At 64.6% G+C, this 16,424-nt stretch carries 15 protein-coding genes; 8 read left to right on the forward strand and 7 right to left on the reverse strand.

Features of this window, described 5'->3' with window-relative positions; translation table 11 throughout:
* The first annotated feature begins 261 nt into the window (after nt 1-261).
* Complete coding sequence (locus ACO06P_RS06755) at nt 262-1,461, forward strand: efflux RND transporter periplasmic adaptor subunit (RefSeq protein WP_420349239.1); 1,200 nt, start codon at nt 262-264, stop codon at nt 1,459-1,461.
* A 15-nt stretch (nt 1,462-1,476) separates the two neighbouring features.
* Entirely contained in the window at nt 1,477-4,632 is a 3,156-nt protein-coding gene (locus ACO06P_RS06760) for an efflux RND transporter permease subunit (protein WP_420349240.1), read from the forward strand.
* A 253-nt stretch (nt 4,633-4,885) separates the two neighbouring features.
* Here ACO06P_RS06760 and ACO06P_RS06765 read toward each other — a convergent pair whose 3' ends face one another.
* Nucleotides 4,886-5,869 carry an alpha/beta fold hydrolase gene (locus tag ACO06P_RS06765; RefSeq protein ID WP_420349241.1) on the reverse strand — a complete coding sequence of 328 codons (984 nt, stop codon included), beginning with the start codon at nt 5,867-5,869 and terminating at the stop codon, nt 4,886-4,888.
* Nucleotides 5,870-6,116: 247 nt separating this feature from the next.
* A complete protein-coding gene (locus tag ACO06P_RS06770; RefSeq protein ID WP_420349242.1) occupies nt 6,117-7,181 on the reverse strand; it encodes an alpha/beta fold hydrolase in 1,065 nt (354 codons plus the stop codon).
* 192 nt (nt 7,182-7,373) lie between these two features.
* On the opposite strand from ACO06P_RS06770, the gene ACO06P_RS06775 reads away from it, so the two are divergent.
* From ACO06P_RS06775 to ACO06P_RS06790, 4 genes are all read left to right on the forward strand, one after another.
* A complete protein-coding gene (locus ACO06P_RS06775; protein ID WP_420349243.1) occupies nt 7,374-8,243 on the forward strand; it encodes an alpha/beta fold hydrolase in 870 nt (289 codons plus the stop codon).
* Nucleotides 8,244-8,264: 21 nt separating this feature from the next.
* On the forward strand, nt 8,265-9,215 hold the full coding sequence (locus ACO06P_RS06780; protein ID WP_420349244.1) for a hypothetical protein: 951 nt from the start codon (nt 8,265-8,267) through the stop codon (nt 9,213-9,215).
* An 88-nt stretch (nt 9,216-9,303) separates the two neighbouring features.
* Nucleotides 9,304-10,854, forward strand: coding sequence for a pyridoxal-phosphate dependent enzyme (locus ACO06P_RS06785; RefSeq protein ID WP_420349245.1), 1,551 nt, complete (start codon nt 9,304-9,306; stop codon nt 10,852-10,854).
* 7 nt (nt 10,855-10,861) lie between these two features.
* The gene (locus tag ACO06P_RS06790; protein ID WP_420349246.1) at nt 10,862-11,992 is read left to right on the forward strand and encodes a serine hydrolase domain-containing protein; all 1,131 of its coding nucleotides are present in this window, start codon (nt 10,862-10,864) and stop codon (nt 11,990-11,992) included.
* On the opposite strand, the gene ACO06P_RS06795 is transcribed toward ACO06P_RS06790, so the two are convergent.
* Complete coding sequence (locus ACO06P_RS06795; protein WP_420349247.1) at nt 11,989-12,303, reverse strand: hypothetical protein; 315 nt, start codon at nt 12,301-12,303, stop codon at nt 11,989-11,991. The two genes, ACO06P_RS06790 and ACO06P_RS06795, sit on opposite strands and share 4 nt — an antisense overlap.
* Nucleotides 12,304-12,384: 81 nt before the next feature.
* Here ACO06P_RS06795 and ACO06P_RS06800 point away from each other — a divergent pair, with 81 nt between their 5' ends.
* A complete protein-coding gene (locus ACO06P_RS06800) occupies nt 12,385-12,789 on the forward strand; it encodes a bleomycin resistance protein (protein ID WP_420349248.1) in 405 nt (134 codons plus the stop codon).
* A 90-nt stretch (nt 12,790-12,879) separates the two neighbouring features.
* On the opposite strand, the gene ACO06P_RS06805 is transcribed toward ACO06P_RS06800, so the two are convergent.
* From ACO06P_RS06805 to ACO06P_RS06815, 3 genes are all read right to left on the reverse strand, one after another.
* Entirely contained in the window at nt 12,880-13,266 is a 387-nt protein-coding gene (locus ACO06P_RS06805) for a cupin domain-containing protein (RefSeq protein WP_420349249.1), read from the reverse strand.
* 171 nt (nt 13,267-13,437) lie between these two features.
* Nucleotides 13,438-13,728, reverse strand: coding sequence for a DUF1330 domain-containing protein (locus tag ACO06P_RS06810; protein ID WP_420349250.1), 291 nt, complete (start codon nt 13,726-13,728; stop codon nt 13,438-13,440).
* A 91-nt stretch (nt 13,729-13,819) separates the two neighbouring features.
* A complete protein-coding gene (locus ACO06P_RS06815) occupies nt 13,820-14,368 on the reverse strand; it encodes a carboxymuconolactone decarboxylase family protein (protein ID WP_420349251.1) in 549 nt (182 codons plus the stop codon).
* A gap of 90 nt (nt 14,369-14,458) precedes the next feature.
* Between ACO06P_RS06815 and ACO06P_RS06820 the strand changes: the two genes are divergently transcribed.
* A complete protein-coding gene (locus ACO06P_RS06820; protein ID WP_420349252.1) occupies nt 14,459-15,019 on the forward strand; it encodes a MarR family winged helix-turn-helix transcriptional regulator in 561 nt (186 codons plus the stop codon).
* An 8-nt stretch (nt 15,020-15,027) separates the two neighbouring features.
* On the opposite strand, the gene ACO06P_RS06825 is transcribed toward ACO06P_RS06820, so the two are convergent.
* On the reverse strand, nt 15,028-16,410 hold the full coding sequence (locus ACO06P_RS06825) for an ABC1 kinase family protein (RefSeq protein WP_420349253.1): 1,383 nt from the start codon (nt 16,408-16,410) through the stop codon (nt 15,028-15,030).
* Nucleotides 16,411-16,424: the final 14 nt, after the last annotated feature.

Below are 16,424 nucleotides of genomic sequence, written 5' to 3' on the forward strand. Positions count from 1 at the left end.
CTGTTCGCCCAAGCGTGTCACCTTGGGTCGGGTCATCGCCAGTGCCGCCAGGCTCCGCGCTGTTGTTCGTCACCTTCGGCACCGGCGCTGCAGGGACAGCTTCGGCCGCGTGGATCGCCGCACCGCCGGCCACGCAATTGTCGTCGAGCGTGTCTCCTCTTCCGCGCGATCGGTTTTCTTCCGTGATGACGGATAGCCAGCCGCCCAAAGCCTGGGCTATGCTGCCCGCCACCGCCGACTGCATGCAGGGGCCTGAATACCATGATGCGACGTCTGCCGCTGGTCCTGACCCTTCTTGCCCTTACAGCTTGCGAAGAAAGCAACACCTACGTTGAACCGCCGCCGCCGAAAGTGACAGTGGCCACGCCGGCGATCCGGGACATCACCGACTATCTTTATTTCACCGGCACGACCCAGGCGGCCGCCGTCGTCGATGTGCGGGCTCGCGTGACCGGCGAGTTGCGAAGCATGTCTTTTACACCCGGCCGTCAGGTCGGCGAAGGCGACCCCCTGTTCGTGATCGACCAGCGCGAATACCAGGCCGATCTGGAGATTGCGAAAGCGGAAGTCAGCAGCGCCCAAGCCAGGAAGGTCGAAGCCGACCGCGCGCTGGAACGGGCACAGACCCTGATCCAGCGCGGCAACATTTCACAGGCAAAGCTGGACGAGGCCGAGGCCGCGGCTCGCACCACGGCGGCGGAGGTTGCCGTGAAGCAGGCCGCCCTGCGCCAGGCCGAACTGGACCTGGAATACACCGACATCCGCGCGCCCATCGCCGGGCGCGTAGGGCGCAACCTGGTCGACGTCGGCAATCTGGTCGGCGAAGGCGAAGCGACTTTGCTGACCACGATCACGGCCAACGATCCGATGTTCGTCTATTTCAACATCAACGAACGGGATCTGCTGGCCGGGATGGAGGAGTACCGGGCCGAGGCGGAAAAGGCGGCCGGCACAGCGCCGGAGGCACAGGGCAACCTGCGGGTCGAGATGGCAACCGACGACCGCGAGGATTACCCTTTCGTTGGTGTTCTCGACTTTGCCGAGTCCGCATTGAACCCGGAGACCGGTACCTTACAGCTGCGTGCGCGCTTCGAGAATCCAGGGCCCTTCGCTGCCCTGATTTCGGGCCTCTTCGCGCGGGTAAGAGTGCCGGTCACCGAACGCCAGGGCCTGCCCCTGGTGACCGAGCGGGCGATCAGTTCCGACCAGTCCGGCCGCTTCGTCTATGTGCTGGGCGCGGAAAACGAAATAGAGAAGCGCGGTGTTACGATCGGCCAGCTGGTTGACGGCCTGCGGGTGATCGAAAGCGGCCTCACCGCCGGAGAAAAGGTAGTGGTGAACGGTATTCAGCGGATACGGGCCGGCTCCATCGTCGATCCGCAGGAGGCTGAAATGACGGCCTTCACCGCAACGGCCCTGGGCGGCGGGGCCGCCGGAACACCCCAAAGCGCCACTCAATAGCGGAGAACCGGAGCCATGTTCTCCCAGTTCTTCATCCAGCGGCCGATTTTCGCCTCGGTGATTTCCATCGTCATCGTGATCGCCGGGCTTGTCACCGTCTTCGGCCTGCCGATCGAGCAGTATCCGGAAATCACGCCACCGACGGTTCAGGTTTCCGCCGCCTATCCCGGGGCCAACGCCCAGGTGGTCGCCGAGACCGTTGCCTCCCCCATCGAACAGCAGGTCAACGGGGTCGAAGGCATGATCTACATGTCCTCGACCAGCGCCAGCGACGGTTCCTATAGCCTGACCGTTACCTTCGAGGTCGGCGCCGATCTCGACCTGGCCCAGATCCTGGTGCAGAACCGGGTCGCCCTGGCTGAGGCAAACCTGCCGGAGGAGGTGGTGCGTCAAGGGGTCAGCACCAAGAAGAAATCCAGCAACATTATCCTCATCGCCTCGCTCTACTCCGAGGACAACCGCTACGACGAGCTCTTCCTGAGCAACTACGCAACCTTGCAGGCCGTCGACACCCTCAGCCGCATCAACGGCGTCGGCGAGGTTTTCGTCTTTCCGGCAAGCGACTACTCCATGCGGATCTGGCTTGACCCCAGCGCCCTGAAGTCGCGCGGCCTGACCACCACAGAGGTGGTGGACGCCATTCGCGAGCAGAATGTCCAGGTCGCTGCCGGACAGATCGGACAGCCGCCGGCCCCGACCGGCCAGTCTTTCCAGTATGCGGTCAATGTGCTGGGGCGCCTCAGCGACATCGAACAGTTCGAGGAAATCATCGTCAAGCATGGCGATGACGGCGGCATCACTTATCTGAGGGACATCGCCCGCATCGAGCTGGGTGGCAAGAGCTACAATATCACCTCACGCATCGGCGGCTCTCCCTCGGCCTCCATCGCGGTCTACCAGCTGCCCGGCGCCAATGCACTGGCGGTCTCCAAAGACGTGCGCGCGGCCATGGACGAACTCAGCAGCCGCTTTCCCGAGGCGATGGTCTACAGCGTCCCCTACGACACGACAATCTTCGTCGAGAAGTCGATCCAGGAAGTCTACATCACCCTGTTCCAGGCGGCAGGCCTGGTTTTTCTGGTGCTCTTCCTGTTCCTGCAGGACTGGCGGGCCACCGTCATTCCAGCCGTTGCCATTCCGGTGTCGCTGATCGGCACCTTCGCCGTCATGGGCGTGCTGGGCTTCTCGCTGAACATGCTGACGCTCTTCGGACTGGTGCTGGCCATCGGCATCGTGGTCGACGATTCCATCGTCGTGGTCGAGGCCACAGCCGCCCATATCGAGCGCGGCATGAAGGCACGGGATGCGGCCATGCAGGCAATGCGGGAGGTCTCCGGCGCCGTCGTCGCCACCACCCTGGTGCTGCTGGCGGTCTTCATCCCCGCCGCCTTCCTGCCCGGCATCACCGGACAGATGTACCGCCAGTTCGCCATCACCATTGCTGTGGCCACGGTTTTCAGTTCGGTCAATGCCCTGACGATGAGCCCGGCCCTGGCGGCACTGCTGCTGCGACCACCAAAGAAGAACAAAGGCGTCTTCTTCCGCGGCTTCGACAAGGCCTTTCTGAAGGCCGAGAACGGTTACGCCTGGCTGACCAACAAGATGGTGCGCATGACCGCCATCGTCATGCTCCTTTTCGTCGGCCTCGGCGCCCTAACCGGCTGGCAGTTCGGCAAGCTTCCGACCGCGTTCCTGCCGATTGAGGACCAGGGCTACCTCATCGCCTCCGTCCAACTGCCCAACGCCGCCTCTCTGGAGCGCACCAATGCGGTGCTCGACAAGATCGATCAGATCATCGGTGACATTCCCGGCGTCGAGAACTGGGTCTCGCTTGGCGGGTTTTCCCTCATCGACGGCACCAATGCCTCCAACGCCGCGACCATCTTCGTCACCATGACCCCCTGGGAGGAACGCCAGACCCCAGACCTTTCACAGGCCGCGATCCTCGGCAAACTGCAGGGCGGGCTTTCCCAGATTCAAGAGGCCATCGCCTTTGCCTTTCCACCACCGGCCATTCCGGGCCTCGGGGTTTCCGGCGGCTTCCAGATGCAGTTGCAGGACCGTGGCGACCTGGGCCTGGTCCAGCTCCAGCAGTTGGCCCAGGAAATCGTAATCGATGGCACCGCGCAGACCGGACTCACCAACCTCAACACGACCTTTCGCGCCGACGTGCCGCAACTCTTTGCCGAGGTTGACCGGGTGAAAGCGAAGTCGCTGGAGGTTTCCTTGAACGAGGTCTTCGGCACCTTGCAGACCTATCTCGGCTCGGCCTACGTGAACGACTTCAACCGCTTTGGCCGGACATGGCAGGTGAAGGTGCAGGCCGATCATCAATACCGCATCGAGGCCGAAGACATTCGCCGCCTCGACGTGCGCAACGCGGAAGGCGGCATGGTGCCGCTGGGCACCCTGGTGAAGGTTGAGGAGATTCTCGGGCCCCAGACCGTGGTGCGCTACAACCTCTATCCCAGCGCGACCATTACAGGACAGGCGGCCGCCGGCTTTTCCTCGGGCCAGGCCTTGAGCCTGATGGAGCAGCTTGCCGACGCCAAGTTACCGGCAGCCATGGGCTTTGAGTGGACCGGCATATCCTTTCAAGAGAAGCAGGTCGGCGCGGAGTCCATTGTGGTCTTCGCGCTCGCGATCCTGCTGGTCTTTCTGGTGCTGGCCGCGCAGTACGAAAGCTGGACCAGCCCTGCCGCCGTCATCCTGGTGGTGCCGCTGGCCCTGCTCGGCACCATCGCCGCGCTCTTGGCCCGGCAGTTCGACAACAACGTCTACACTCAGATCGGCATCGTGCTGCTGATCGGCCTGGCCAGTAAGAACGCCATTCTGATCGTGGAATTCGCCCGGGCCGAGCATGCCGAGGGCAAGTCGATCATCGAGTCCGCAGCCTCGGCGGCCAGGTTGCGTTTCCGCCCGATCCTGATGACAGCGATTTCCTCCATCGCCGGCTTCATGCCTTTGGTCATCGCCTCCGGCGCCGGCGCCGCCAGCCGACAGGCCATCGGTACCGCCGTGGTCGGCGGCATGGCCGCAGCCACCCTCATGTCGTTGCTCTTCACCCCGGTTTTCTACGTGGTGATGCAGCGTCTGGGCGAAGGGTTCGGCAAGAAAAAGCCCGCAGCCGGTGGCGATGCGACGGAAGCCACCAGCGCAGGGTCGGATTAAAGCGGCAGCCGCAGGTCCTGGGCTTTCAGCACCTTGGTCCGGCGCTTCTCAAGGGCGTCGACATCGCACCCGACGATCATGTCGTGGAACATCTGGTGCCAGGCGATCTTCGCCACCTCCTTCGCCGGGGCCTGTCCGCTGTCATGCCTCGGCCCTGTGCCGCACAACCACATCTCGATCGACAATGCCCGCGGTTGCGCGAACCCGTTGAAGCCCCTGCTTCAAATCAAGGCAGCGGCCGAACGCTAAGGCGTCACCGCCGCATGGTGCTGTGCAGATAAAGAATGGCTTCGGTGCGCGAGCGCACCCCCAGCTTGCGGAACAGGTTGGAGGCATGGTTGCGCACCGTGCGCTCCGACAGACTGAGCACGGCGGCGATCTCCGGGTTGGACTTGGCCTCGCAGATCAGCGACAGGATCTCGTTCTCGCGCCGGGAAAGGCCACCGAGCCCGTGGACGTGTCCGCGGCTCGTCATCGGGCTGCGCTCCATGAAATCGAGGACCGCCTCCTTGAAGCGCACCCAGGCGGCCTCGTGCTTGAGCACGATGTGATTGTTGGTCTCCAGTTCCACGAACTCCGCATTGGGCAGTTCGCTCGCCAGCATCCGGCCTTCCTTGAAGGGAATCACCTCGTCCCGGTTGGGATGGATCACCAGCACCGGCACGGCAACGCGGCTCAAGAGGTGGCAGACATCGACATCGGCACGCGACTCCAGCAGGCGTCCGGCCATCTCCGCGGTCATGGTCCGCAGACAGAGGTCGTTGTACCAGTCGACCTGCTCCTCGCTGCCGCCGGGAATGTAGCGCCGGGTGATGAGTTCCCGGAACACCGGGTTCTCCATTTCCCATCCCAGGGCCACGAGATCGGCGATGGACTTGGCCAGCTTGGCACCGCGCGGATCGCCCCGCGCGCCCCAGCCCTGCGCATAGCCGCCGTAAATGATGATGCGCGATACCCGGTCCGGATACTGAGCGGCATAGGCAATGGCTGTCGCCGCGCCTTTGGACACGCCCAGGAGACTTACGGGCCCATCGATCCCGGCAGCATCGATCACCGCCTCCAGATCGTCGACCCATCGATCGAAGGTCAGGTCCTCGACCTCGCGGTCCGAAAGACCGCAGCCGCGCTCGTCGTAGCGCACGAACTGGAAATGATCGGCAAAGAAGCGCACCCAGTGCGACCAGACCGGACTCTGGAGGTCGTACTCCAGGTGGGTCGGGCAGTTGGATGTCTTCACGAGAGGTGGGCCTTCGCCCAGACTCGCCCATCCAATGGCTGTGCCGTCCGCTGAGCGCGCGTAGCGTATACGCTGCTTCAAGCCTCTAAGCCCTCACTCGGCTCCCCATGCTGCGGCGACAGCAGATCGCATATTTATCGCAAATGTGCGCTGCCGCAAGATGGTGAAACAAAGCAGCAACATATTAGTTCTTCCGACTATCCTTTCGAGGTAACGCCGAGGGGTGGTGCGCGTGGCCGCAGCCTTCCTAGCGCCCGCCTGCGCCATGGCAGAGCAGGATTGCCTCGGCCCGGGACTTTACACCCAGCTTGCGGAACAGGTTGGACGCGTGGTTCCGCACGGTGCGCTCCGAAAGCCCCAGTGCCGCCGCAATCTCGGGGTTCGACTTGGCCTCGCAGATCAATGCCAGGATCTCCTGCTCACGCGGCGACAGCCCGGCCAGTTCGGCGCTCCTCGCGTGCCCGCGCCGCGGCGTCCCCTCCATGAACTCGAGGACTGCCTCCTTCAAGTGCGCCCAGGCCGGCTCGGGCTTCAACAGAATGTGGTTGCGTGAGTCCAGGCTGACGAACTCGGCATTGGGCAAATCGGCGGCGAGGCCACGCCCTTGAGCGAGGGGGACCACCTCGTCGCCAGCTGCGTGCAGCACCTGAACGGGGGCCTGAACCCGGGAAAGCAGTTGGCTTATGTCGACATCGGCACGGGCGCTCAAGAGGCGCGCAGCGGTCTCGGCCTCAACGGTCTTGCAGCACAGATCGTTGAACCAGGAGATCTGCTCCGGCGTTCCCGCCGGGATAAAACGCTTGGTGAAGAGCTCGCGAAAAACCGGGTTTTCGAGATCCCACCCCAAGGCAATGACATCGACGATGGACCGGTAAAGCTTGGCGCCCTGGGCATCGCCGCGCGCCCGCCAGCCTTGTGAATAGCCGCCGTAGACAAGAACCCGCGATACCCGTTCCGGATGACGCGCAGCATAGGCGAGTGCCGTTGCGGCCCCTTGGGAAACGCCGAGCAAGGCGACCGGGCCCTCGAGCCCCGCCGCCTCGATGACGGCCTCGAGATCCTCGACCCAACGCTCGAAAGAAAGATCCTCGACGTCGCGTTGGGTCAGGCCGCAGCCGCGCTCGTCGTAGCGCACAAACTGGAAGTGCGCGGCAAAGAAACGCACCCAGTGCGACCAGACCGGACTTTCCAGGTCGTGTTCCAGGTGAGTCAGCCAGTTGGCCGCCTTGACCAGCGGCTGACCCTCGCCGGCAGAGGCCCATGCCAGCGAAGTCCCGTCTTTGGAGTGGGCGAACCTGATGCGCTGTTTCAACTTTTCCGACACCTGAAACCTGTGATCCGGCGCCCGAAAAACGCCTGAATCCGTCTTTCGCGCCCCAGGCCGGGACAGCTGTCCCGGTCGCCAGCAGGAAAACCAGGCGAATCAGGACAGCTGCCCGATTTCCCTGAAATCTGCCTTCGGCGATACCTGACCGCGCCGCGGCTCCGAAGGCCAGCCACTCCCATGACCATTCTACGCAAAGCGATGACTTTCGCACGCCTGGATTCCGATCATCCGGTGCCGGTGGTCGCCTTGCACTGCTCGGGCTCCGATGCCCGGCAGTGGCGCCACCTGGCCGCCGGCCTGAACCTGCCGTTTCATCTGATCGCCCCGAGTTTCCTGGGCGCGGACGGACGGTTGGCATGGCGCGGCGATCACGCCTTCACCCTGGAGGATGAGGCGGCGCCGCTCCTGGAGATGATCGACGCCCTGAACGCGCCCTTTCACCTGATCGGCCATTCCTACGGCGGCGGCGTCGCCCTGCACATCGCCCTGCAGCGCCCGCATGCCGTGACAAGCATGACGCTTTACGAGCCCTCGGCCTTTCATCTGCTGAAGCATGCCGGGGCGGCTGAAGCGGCGAGCTTTGCGGAAATCCGGGCGGTCGCCGAAGCCACCGTAGAAGGCGTGGCCAGCGGCGACTACCGTGCCGCAGCAACCCGCTTCGTCGACTACTGGAGCGGCGAAGGGGCCTGGGAGGCTTTGCGGCCCTCCTTGCAGGAGGCGCTGACCCGCTGGCTGCCCAAGGCCCCCCTCGATTTCCATGCGCTGTTCGAAGAGCCGGCGGCGCTGGCGTCTTACCGCCGTCTCGAATTCCCGGTGCTGCTTCTGCGCGGCTCGCTGGCGCCACCCCCAACCGCGGCGGTGGCGCGGCTTCTGGAAAGCGCGCTGCCCCGCTGCACCGTCGAAACGATCGCGGGCGCCGGTCACATGGGACCCATCACCCATGGTGAGGAGGTCTGCCGCAGCATCCTGCGCTTCCTTCAGGCCAACCAGAAAACCCTGAGCCCGCTGACCGCCGGCGGCGCGGCGGCGGCGCTCTCGGAAAACTGACCCAACACTCAGGAGACAATCATGCATAACCAGACCGGAGTCCAACTTGCCGATAGCGACCGCGCGCGCTTTGCGCGCTGCATTGAGGCATCGAAGCGCGTGAACTGGGACATCGACCGCGACGTCATACGCGGCCGGACCTTCGACATGGAACAAACCTTCCTGCCCCAGGGCCTCAGCAAGGTCGCGGAACTGAGTTTCCTCGACGCCGCCGAGCAGCGCCTCTTAAGCCAGATCCAAGGGCGCACCTATGCCTACATCTTCGGGTTGGTGGAACGCTTCATCAACGCCAAGGTCCTGGACCTCAGCCGCGACCACGCCCTGGGGGACCAGACCGCCCTGGAAGCGCTGGTGCGCTTCAGCGAGGAGGAGCTGAAGCACCAGGAGCTCTTCCGCCGCATCGAAGCGCTGGCCGAGGAGCAGATGCCCCCGGGCTACAAACAGGCCGGCGATCCGGACGCCATCGCCCTGGCCGTTCTCAGCATGGAGACCTGGGCGGTCCTGATGCTGACCCTCCACATCGAGCTGTTCACCCAGTTGCATTACCGCGAGAGCCTGGAGCCGGACGAGAGCCTCTCTCCCCTCTTCAAGGACGTCTTCCTGTTCCATTGGAAGGAAGAGAGCCAGCACGCGATCATGGACGAACTCGAGCTGCGGCGCCTCGATGCCAGCCTGAGCGATGCGGAGCGCGACAAGGCCGTCGACGATTTCATCGCCCTGGTCGGCGCCGTCGACGGGCTGCTGCAGCTGCAGGCCGCCGAGGACACCCGCTATTTTCTGGAGATCTGCGGACGCAGCCTCGGCAAAGCCGAGCAGGAGGCGGTCGGCGCGGGCGTGCTCAAGGCCTACCGCTGGCAGTACATCCTCTCCGGTGCGCAGCACCGCCCGTTCCAGCGCATTCTCGGCGACCTCATCACCGAGGCGCAAGCGCAGCGCGTCAACCAGGCGCTGAGCCCACTCATGGCCGCCTAGGCGCAACAGCGAGCATCGACAACGCCGAGAGCGGGCCGCCGGCAGGAAGCCGCGGCCCCGCTCCGGCACGCAATCTTGGGGAAGACTTATGAGCCGTCGATACGAGAGCATTCTGGAAACCATCGGGCGCACCCCGGCGGTTCGCATCGGGAAGCTGGCACCAGCGGGCGTGAAGCTCTACGCCAAGCTGGAATCCTTCAATCCCATGGCCTCGGTCAAGGACCGCCTCGCCCTGGGCGTGATCGAGGACGCCGAGCGGCGCGGCCTTCTGAAACCGGGCCAGACGGTCATCGAGGCGACCAGCGGCAATACCGGCATCGGCCTGGCCATGGTCTGCGCCAGCAAAGGCTATCCGCTGGTGGTCACGATGGCGGAAAACTTCAGCGTCGAACGTCGCAAGCTGCTGCGCTTCTTCGGCGCCAAGGTGGTGCTGACCCCCGCCGCGGAGAAGGGCAGCGGCATGCTGACCAAGGCGGAAGAACTGGCGGAAGCGCACGGCTGGTTCCTCTGCCGCCAGTTCGAGAACGAGGCCAATGCCGAGATGCACTCGCGCACGACGGCGCGGGAGATCCTCGCCGACTTTGCCGACACCGGCCTTGACTACTGGGTGACCGGCTCGGGCACCGGAGGAACGCTGAAGGGCGTGGCCCGCGTCCTGGCGGCACAGAGCCCGAGCACCAAGGTCATCGTCTGTGAACCGGACAACGCCCAGGTCCTGGGCAGCGGCATCGGCCAGCAGCGCGCCGCCGACGGCAGCCCCAGTGCCAGCCATCCGCACTTCCGCCCGCACCTGATGCAGGGCTGGAGCCCGGACTTCATCCCCCGCCTCACCGAAGAGGCCCTGGATGCCAAGCTTGTCGACCGGATCATTCCGGTGGACGGCAACGAGTCCCTGCGTCTGTCGCGCGCCCTGGCGCAAGAGGAGGGTATCTTCACCGGGATCAGCGGTGGCGCGACCCTGGCCGGCGCCCTGGAGGTCTGCCGCATGGCGCCCGAGGGCAGCACGGTGCTCTGCATGCTGCCGGATACAGGCGAGCGCTATCTCAGCACGATGCTGTTCGAGGACATTCCGGAGGACATGACCGGGGAGGAGATCGCCCTCTCCCGCACCACGCCCTCCGCGCGCTTCGACAGCGTCGCACCCAGCGCCCCTCCCGCAGCCGCCAAGCAAAGCGCAAACGGCGCCGGCGCAGCGGCGGCCGAAGAAAGCGATCCGGAGGCCGCGGCCTATCTGGAGGACGCTCTCGGCGACCCCACCGCGCCGGTGGTCATGTTCGCCCTCGAGTGGTGCGAGTTCTGCTGGTCCGTGCGGCGCTTCTTTGCGCGGCTGCGCATCCCCTATCGCTCGGTCGACCTGGATTCGGTCGCGCTGCAGGCCGATGACCTCGGCGGCCGGGTCCGCCGGGCGCTCAACGCCCGCAGCGGCTGCATCACCATTCCGCAGATCTTCATCGCCGGGCACTTCGTCGGCGGCTGCACGGAACTCTTCGAAGCCTACGAAAACGGCAGTCTTGAGAGCCTCTTGGGCGAGGCCCGGGTCGCCTTCGAGACGGATCCCGCTTTGAACCCCCAGGAACTCTTTCCCTCCTGGGTCCAGCCGCGTCAACGCCAACAGTCAGGAGAGGCACAAGACGCCTAGGAGAAACATGGCGATACCCCTGCAAGCTATCGAGCGTGAAGAGGCGTTTCAGCGCCTGCTCTACAGAAGCGTAACCCTTCAAAAGACAGTTCCCGGGGCCATGCTGCGCGTTGAGGCCCCCGGCTTCAACTGGGCCGGCGCCGCCGGTCTGCGCGACCGCGTCTCGGGCGCGCCGCTCCGGCCGGGGGATGGCTTCCACGCAGCCAGCATCACCAAGATGTTCACGGCCACGCTCTGCCTGCAGCTGGCCGAGGACGGCGAACTCGACCTCGACCGCGGTATCGGCGCCTACCTGCCGAACAGCGTGCTGGACGACCTGCATGTGGTGCGCGGCCTGGATCGCGGGCGCTTCATCACCCTGCGCCAGCTGCTGGGGCACACGAGCGGCCTTGCGGACCACTTCAGCGACGGCAGGCCTCTCGATGACGGCCGCAGCGCCTTTATGGCCGAGCTCACGAACGACCCGGAACGACTCTGGCAGCCGGAGGCGATGATCGACTGGACCAGGGACCATCTGACCGCGCACTTCGCGCCGGCGGCCGGATGGCACTACAGCGACACCGGCTTCGTTCTGGCCGGGCTGGTGATCGAGGCGGTGACCACCATGCCGCTGCATCAGCTTTACCGCGCGAAGATCTTCAGGCCGCTGGGGATGCACGAAACCTACATGCTGTTTCGCGAAGCCCCGACGAGCTTCGCTGCAGCTGTGGTCTCGCAACCTTACGTCGGCGACCTCCACTATGGCGGCCTGCGCAGTATCTCGGCCGACTGGGCCAGCGGCGGCCTGGTGACCACGGCGGCCGATCTGGCGCGCTTCCTGCAAGCCTTTGTCGAAGACCGCGTGTTCCGCGACCACAGAAGCCGTCAGAGCATGATGGCCTGGCGGCCGACCGGAGAGCGCGGGGTCTCCTACGGCCTCGGCATGCGTCACTTCAATCTCGAAGAACTGGGCGCGCCGGGCTTCGGCGAACTCTGGGGCCACACCAGCTTCCTGAAAGGCTTCATGCTCTACTGGCCGTCAGCCGATGCGGTCATCTGCGGCACGGAAAACCAGAGCGAGGCCGCAGGCGTCTTCTCGTTGCTGCGGCCCGTTTCTTCCTTGGTGCCGGCGATCCTGCGGCTTCTGGCGCCCGGCTAAGGCGCGGGATAGAGGATGAAACCGCTGTTCACATCGTCCTGATCTTCGTCAAGACGCTGGCTCTTGTCGATCTCCATGGAGTCGGGCACCGGCCCAAGGCCCTTCATGCGGATTTCCGCTTCCAGGTCGAACAGAGCGAGCTTCTCGGCCGTGTTCTGGTCGTCCGCAGCCACTGTGCGCACGACGTAGAATCCCAGCTGCTCCTCGTCGCCCGCATCGCTGGTCACGGAGAGATACTCTCCGCGCAGCACGACGCAGAAGCGCGGCAGCGTGTCCAGGTCCTGCCCTTGAATGGCGGCATTATCGGGCATTTGAAGCAAATGGTTGTTGATGACATCGACCTGCGCCTATTTGATAGAGTCGGGGTTAAGGCTTCGATAAAGGGGCAGAAGATGCTGGAAACCGAAACGCGGCCGACCATCGAAAGCGCCATGACCATCGTTCCGGTCAGCGATGTACGCCGCAGCGTCGCCTTCTATACGGAAACACTCGGGTTCGAGACACGCTTTCTGGCGGAGGACGCCAGCATCGCCATCGTCATGCGCGAACCCGCCGTCGGTGTGCAGCTGTTGCACTGCGATGACCCGAAGGCCCTGGAGGCCACCGCCAACAACATCGCGATCTACTTTCACGTTCGCGGCCTGGACGCGCTCTATCAGGACCTGAAGGCCAGTCTGGAGGCGCTACCGGAAGGGCGGCTGCGCCCGCCCTTCAATCAACCCTACGGCATGCGCGAATTTCACGTGAAAGATCCGGACGGCTGTTTGCTGTTTTTCGGTGAAGACCTGGACGCCTGAACCGGCACCCGCCAGGACGACCGGGCCCGGCCCCGGGACGACGGCAGGACCGACCCGGCGTTCGTGGCGGCTTGCCGAGAGACGCGATGGCTAGACCAGCGATATGGTGTCGTCCGGCCGCTCACCGCCTTCCGGCCCATACATCATCACCCAGGTCTCGAAGTCGTCGGTGAAGTCTTCAAAGCGGTGCAGCCGGCCGGCGGCGACAAAGATCGCATCGCCCGGGCCGAAGGCCTTGCGCTCCAGCGTTGTCTCGCTGTCCCCCACGGCAAAGGTACCGAAGCCGCTGACGATCACATAGACCTCGTCCTGATCATGGACGGGCTGATTGTCGACGCCGCGCGGCTCGTAGAAGAAGAGCTTCAGGCTGCCGTGTTCGAAGATCTGCGCGGCGGGCAGACCGAGGGGGGCCGCGCCTGACAAGACGGCTTGCCGGACGGCCTTGCGGGCCTGAGTGAGAGGGGTCGCCAAATCCATTTCCGATCCTCCGATCGAAGCGATGGTGCGGCGACTGAGACCTGGTGGAGACGCGCCGTTGCGGCCCGCCGGGCTCAGCCGAAGAGATAGGCCACCTTCACCAAGAGCAAAAGGGGCCCGCTCTGTCACCTTTTGTCGCAGGTCTTTCCCAGGGGACCCAGAATCGGAGCATCAAAGACCTTCGATCAACACCGCATTGCAGACCACTGCGGACTGACGCAGGGCCTTGAGGGCGCTGTAGTCGTCGGAGTTGTACCAGGCCCGTGCCTTGTCCGCGTCGTCGAACTCGATGATGACGGGATACCGCAGCTGCCAGGACCCTTCAACGACCGTCGTCGCGCCGCCGAGGACCCGGTAGCGGCCACCGTACCTGGCCACCACCGGGCCGACGCTGTCCTTATATCTCTCCAGAGCCGCCGGGTCGGTGACCTCCAGGTTGTCGAAAAGAAAAAAAGCGCTCACAAGCAAACTCCACTCCCTGCGTGATCCTTGGCTCACCGGCGCCGGCCCGCGGCTCGGCCGGAGCCGGTGAAACGAGTGAAACGGTGGCCAGTCAGGCCGCCGCCTGCCGCGGCTTCACCGAAGGAAAGTCGACATCGACGTCAAAGGCCACGTTGACGTAATTGGTAAAGAGGTTGAGCGCCACATGGGCGACAATCTCGACCATCTCTTCGTCATCAAAGCCTGCCGCGCGCAGCTCTTCGAGATCATGGGTCTCGATGTGGGCGCGGGTCTCCACCACCTTCAGCGCGAAAGCAATGGCCGCCTGGCTGCGCGGGTCGGCCGAACGGCCCTGACGCGCCTCCTCCATCGCCTCAGCCGATACGCCGGCCTTCTTGCCGAGGACGGTGTGGGCGGAAAGACAGTATTCACAGCCATTGGCGTTTGCGACGGCAACGGCGATCTGCTCGCCAAGGGCGGGGCCAAGCCGGCCTTTTCCAAGGGCGCCGAAGGATCCAAGCATGCTCTCAAGCGCGGCCGGCGAATGGGCCACGGTCCCGAACATATTGATGACGCCGCCGAACTGCTGCTTTACGGCATCCATCAGTTCCTTGCGGTCGCCGCTTGCTTCGCTGTGGGGATAGGGTGTGATTCTGGGCATCGGAATCTCCTTTAGTATCGAGTCGATATTATCGAGATAGCGCCTGAATCACGAACTTGCAAGGAAAGTTTTTAGTCGATACTATAAATCATGGAATCGATCGATGACCTCGGCCTATTGCTGGAACGCCTCGCGCGTGTCCTGCAGAACGAGGCCCACAGCGAAGGCCTCAAGCCGACACAGTGGGAGGCCCTGCGCTATCTGGGGCGGGCAAACCGCTTCTCGCGCACACCTTCGGGCGTCACGGCCTATCTGGGCATGACCAAGGGAACGGTGTCCCAGACACTGAATGCGCTGGAGCGCAAGGGCCTGATCGGAAAGCGGATCGATCCTCAAGACCGGCGGCAGGTCGCCCTCAGGCTCACGGCCAAGGGCAGCCGCCTGCTGGCCCGCGATCCGATCGAAGCGCTGCTGCGTGGGACCGCAGGCCTTTCCGCCGAGCAAAGGGAGACGCTTACAGAGGGGCTTCAACGCCTGCTCGCCGAGACCCTGCGCCGGCGCGGCGGCCAGCCCTTCGGCCTCTGCCGGACCTGCCGGCACTTCAGCGCCGAAGATCCCGCCGGCTCTCCCCACCGCTGCCGGCTTTTGGAGGTGCCTCTGACCGAGGAAGACGGCGGGCTGATCTGCGCCGAGCAGGAAGCTGCCGCCTGAGTTCGGTTTCAGCTCGGCAGGGGCAGGTCGAGCTTCTTGAGGGCCTGGGTCTGCCGGTCTTCCAGGGCGTCGACGTTGAAGCCGCTGATCAGGTCGTGGAAAAGCTGGTGCCAGTTGATCTCGGCATCCAGATGCATGAAGACCGAGCCCAGGCCCACGGCGGCGCGGTCCATCAGCACGAATTCGCGCGGCGGCTTCACACCGCCCAGGCGGCGCAGTTCCTTGTGCACCTCGCCGGCCACCTCGGCACCGTAGAGGCTGCTCTTGTCGCCCATGATCTTCTGAGGCTTGTCCTCGAGCAGGGGCGCATAGAGGAAGGTGGCCCAAAGGTTCAGGGCTGCCAGCAGTTCCTTGCTGATCTCGGTGAATCCCCAGGTGCGGTAGGCCTCCACCGCCAGTTCCGGGTCGTCGCGCTCCAGGGCGAAGTAGAGATCGATGACGCCTTTCACGAACTTCGGCGGGAAGACCCGGATGCAGCCGAAGTCCAGCAGGTTCACCGTACCGTCCTCGCGGATGGTGTAGTTACCCAGGTGCGGGTCGCCGTGGATGATGCCGTAGTAATAGAAGGGAACGTACCAGGCGCGGAACATGTTGAGCGCCACGGCGTTGCGCTGCTCGACGCAGTCGGTGCCGGCGATGAAGTCCATCAGCGGCTTGCCTTCCAGCCAGGTCATGGTGAGAAGGCGCTGGGTGGAGAGCTCCGGCAGCAGGTCGGCCACATGGACGCCGTCCTCCTCCGCCAGCATGGCCTGGTAGAGTTCCATGTGGCGTCCCTCGCGCTCGTAATCGAGTTCCTCGCGCAGGCGGTCCGCCAGTTCGTGGTAGATGTCCGAGGGGTCGATGGCGCGGTCGTAGCGCCTGTAGATGCCGAAGAGAATCTTCAGCTGCTGCAGATCGGCCTCCACGGCGGAGAGCATGTCCGGATACTGCAACTTGCAGGCAAGGCTGCGGCCGTCCGGGCTGACCGCGCGGTGCACCTGTCCAAGCGAAGCGGCTGCCGCCGCCTCGTGCTCGAAGGACTTGAACTTCTTCTGCCAGTCGGCGCCCAACTCGGCGCGCATGCGGCGCTTGACGAAGTGCCATCCCATCGACGGCGCGTTGGACTGAAGCTGGCGCAGTTCCTCCGCGTACTCCCGCGGCAGGGCGTCGGGGATGGTGGCGAGGATCTGAGCCGCCTTCATCAGAGGGCCCTTGAGCCCGCCCAGCGCGGCTTTCAGTTCCGAGGAGTGCTTGCCCCGGTCCAGGCCCAGGCCCAGGTAGCGGGCGCCCACCACCTGTGCCGCCAAGCCGCCGACGGAGGTGCCGACCCGCGCGTAGCGCCGCATGCGGCCTGAGAAGCGGGACCGGTCATCCTCGTTAAGCTCTTGGTTTTCGTTGTCAATCTCGGACATGCCCATGAACTTGG

This window comes from Pelagibius sp. (assembly GCF_965227505.1).
In the GTDB taxonomy this organism is placed as follows: Bacteria; Pseudomonadota; Alphaproteobacteria; order Kiloniellales; family Kiloniellaceae; genus Pelagibius.

What these genes read in the sequence shown, in the direction of transcription:
- ACO06P_RS06775 (WP_420349243.1), top strand. Translation starts at nt 7,374, where the DNA reads ATGACCATTCTACGCAAAGCGATGACTTTCGCACGCCTGGATTCCGAT.
- ACO06P_RS06790 (WP_420349246.1), top strand. Translation starts at nt 10,862, where the DNA reads ATGGCGATACCCCTGCAAGCTATCGAGCGTGAAGAGGCGTTTCAGCGC.
- ACO06P_RS06820 (WP_420349252.1), top strand. Translation starts at nt 14,459, where the DNA reads ATGGAATCGATCGATGACCTCGGCCTATTGCTGGAACGCCTCGCGCGT.
- ACO06P_RS06760 (WP_420349240.1), top strand. Translation starts at nt 1,477, where the DNA reads ATGTTCTCCCAGTTCTTCATCCAGCGGCCGATTTTCGCCTCGGTGATT.
- ACO06P_RS06800 (WP_420349248.1), top strand. Translation starts at nt 12,385, where the DNA reads ATGCTGGAAACCGAAACGCGGCCGACCATCGAAAGCGCCATGACCATC.
- ACO06P_RS06795 (WP_420349247.1), bottom strand. Translation starts at nt 12,303, where the DNA reads ATGCCCGATAATGCCGCCATTCAAGGGCAGGACCTGGACACGCTGCCG.
- ACO06P_RS06780 (WP_420349244.1), top strand. Translation starts at nt 8,265, where the DNA reads ATGCATAACCAGACCGGAGTCCAACTTGCCGATAGCGACCGCGCGCGC.
- ACO06P_RS06825 (WP_420349253.1), bottom strand. Translation starts at nt 16,410, where the DNA reads ATGTCCGAGATTGACAACGAAAACCAAGAGCTTAACGAGGATGACCGG.
- ACO06P_RS06805 (WP_420349249.1), bottom strand. Translation starts at nt 13,266, where the DNA reads ATGGATTTGGCGACCCCTCTCACTCAGGCCCGCAAGGCCGTCCGGCAA.
- ACO06P_RS06755 (WP_420349239.1), top strand. Translation starts at nt 262, where the DNA reads ATGATGCGACGTCTGCCGCTGGTCCTGACCCTTCTTGCCCTTACAGCT.
- ACO06P_RS06815 (WP_420349251.1), bottom strand. Translation starts at nt 14,368, where the DNA reads ATGCCCAGAATCACACCCTATCCCCACAGCGAAGCAAGCGGCGACCGC.
- ACO06P_RS06785 (WP_420349245.1), top strand. Translation starts at nt 9,304, where the DNA reads ATGAGCCGTCGATACGAGAGCATTCTGGAAACCATCGGGCGCACCCCG.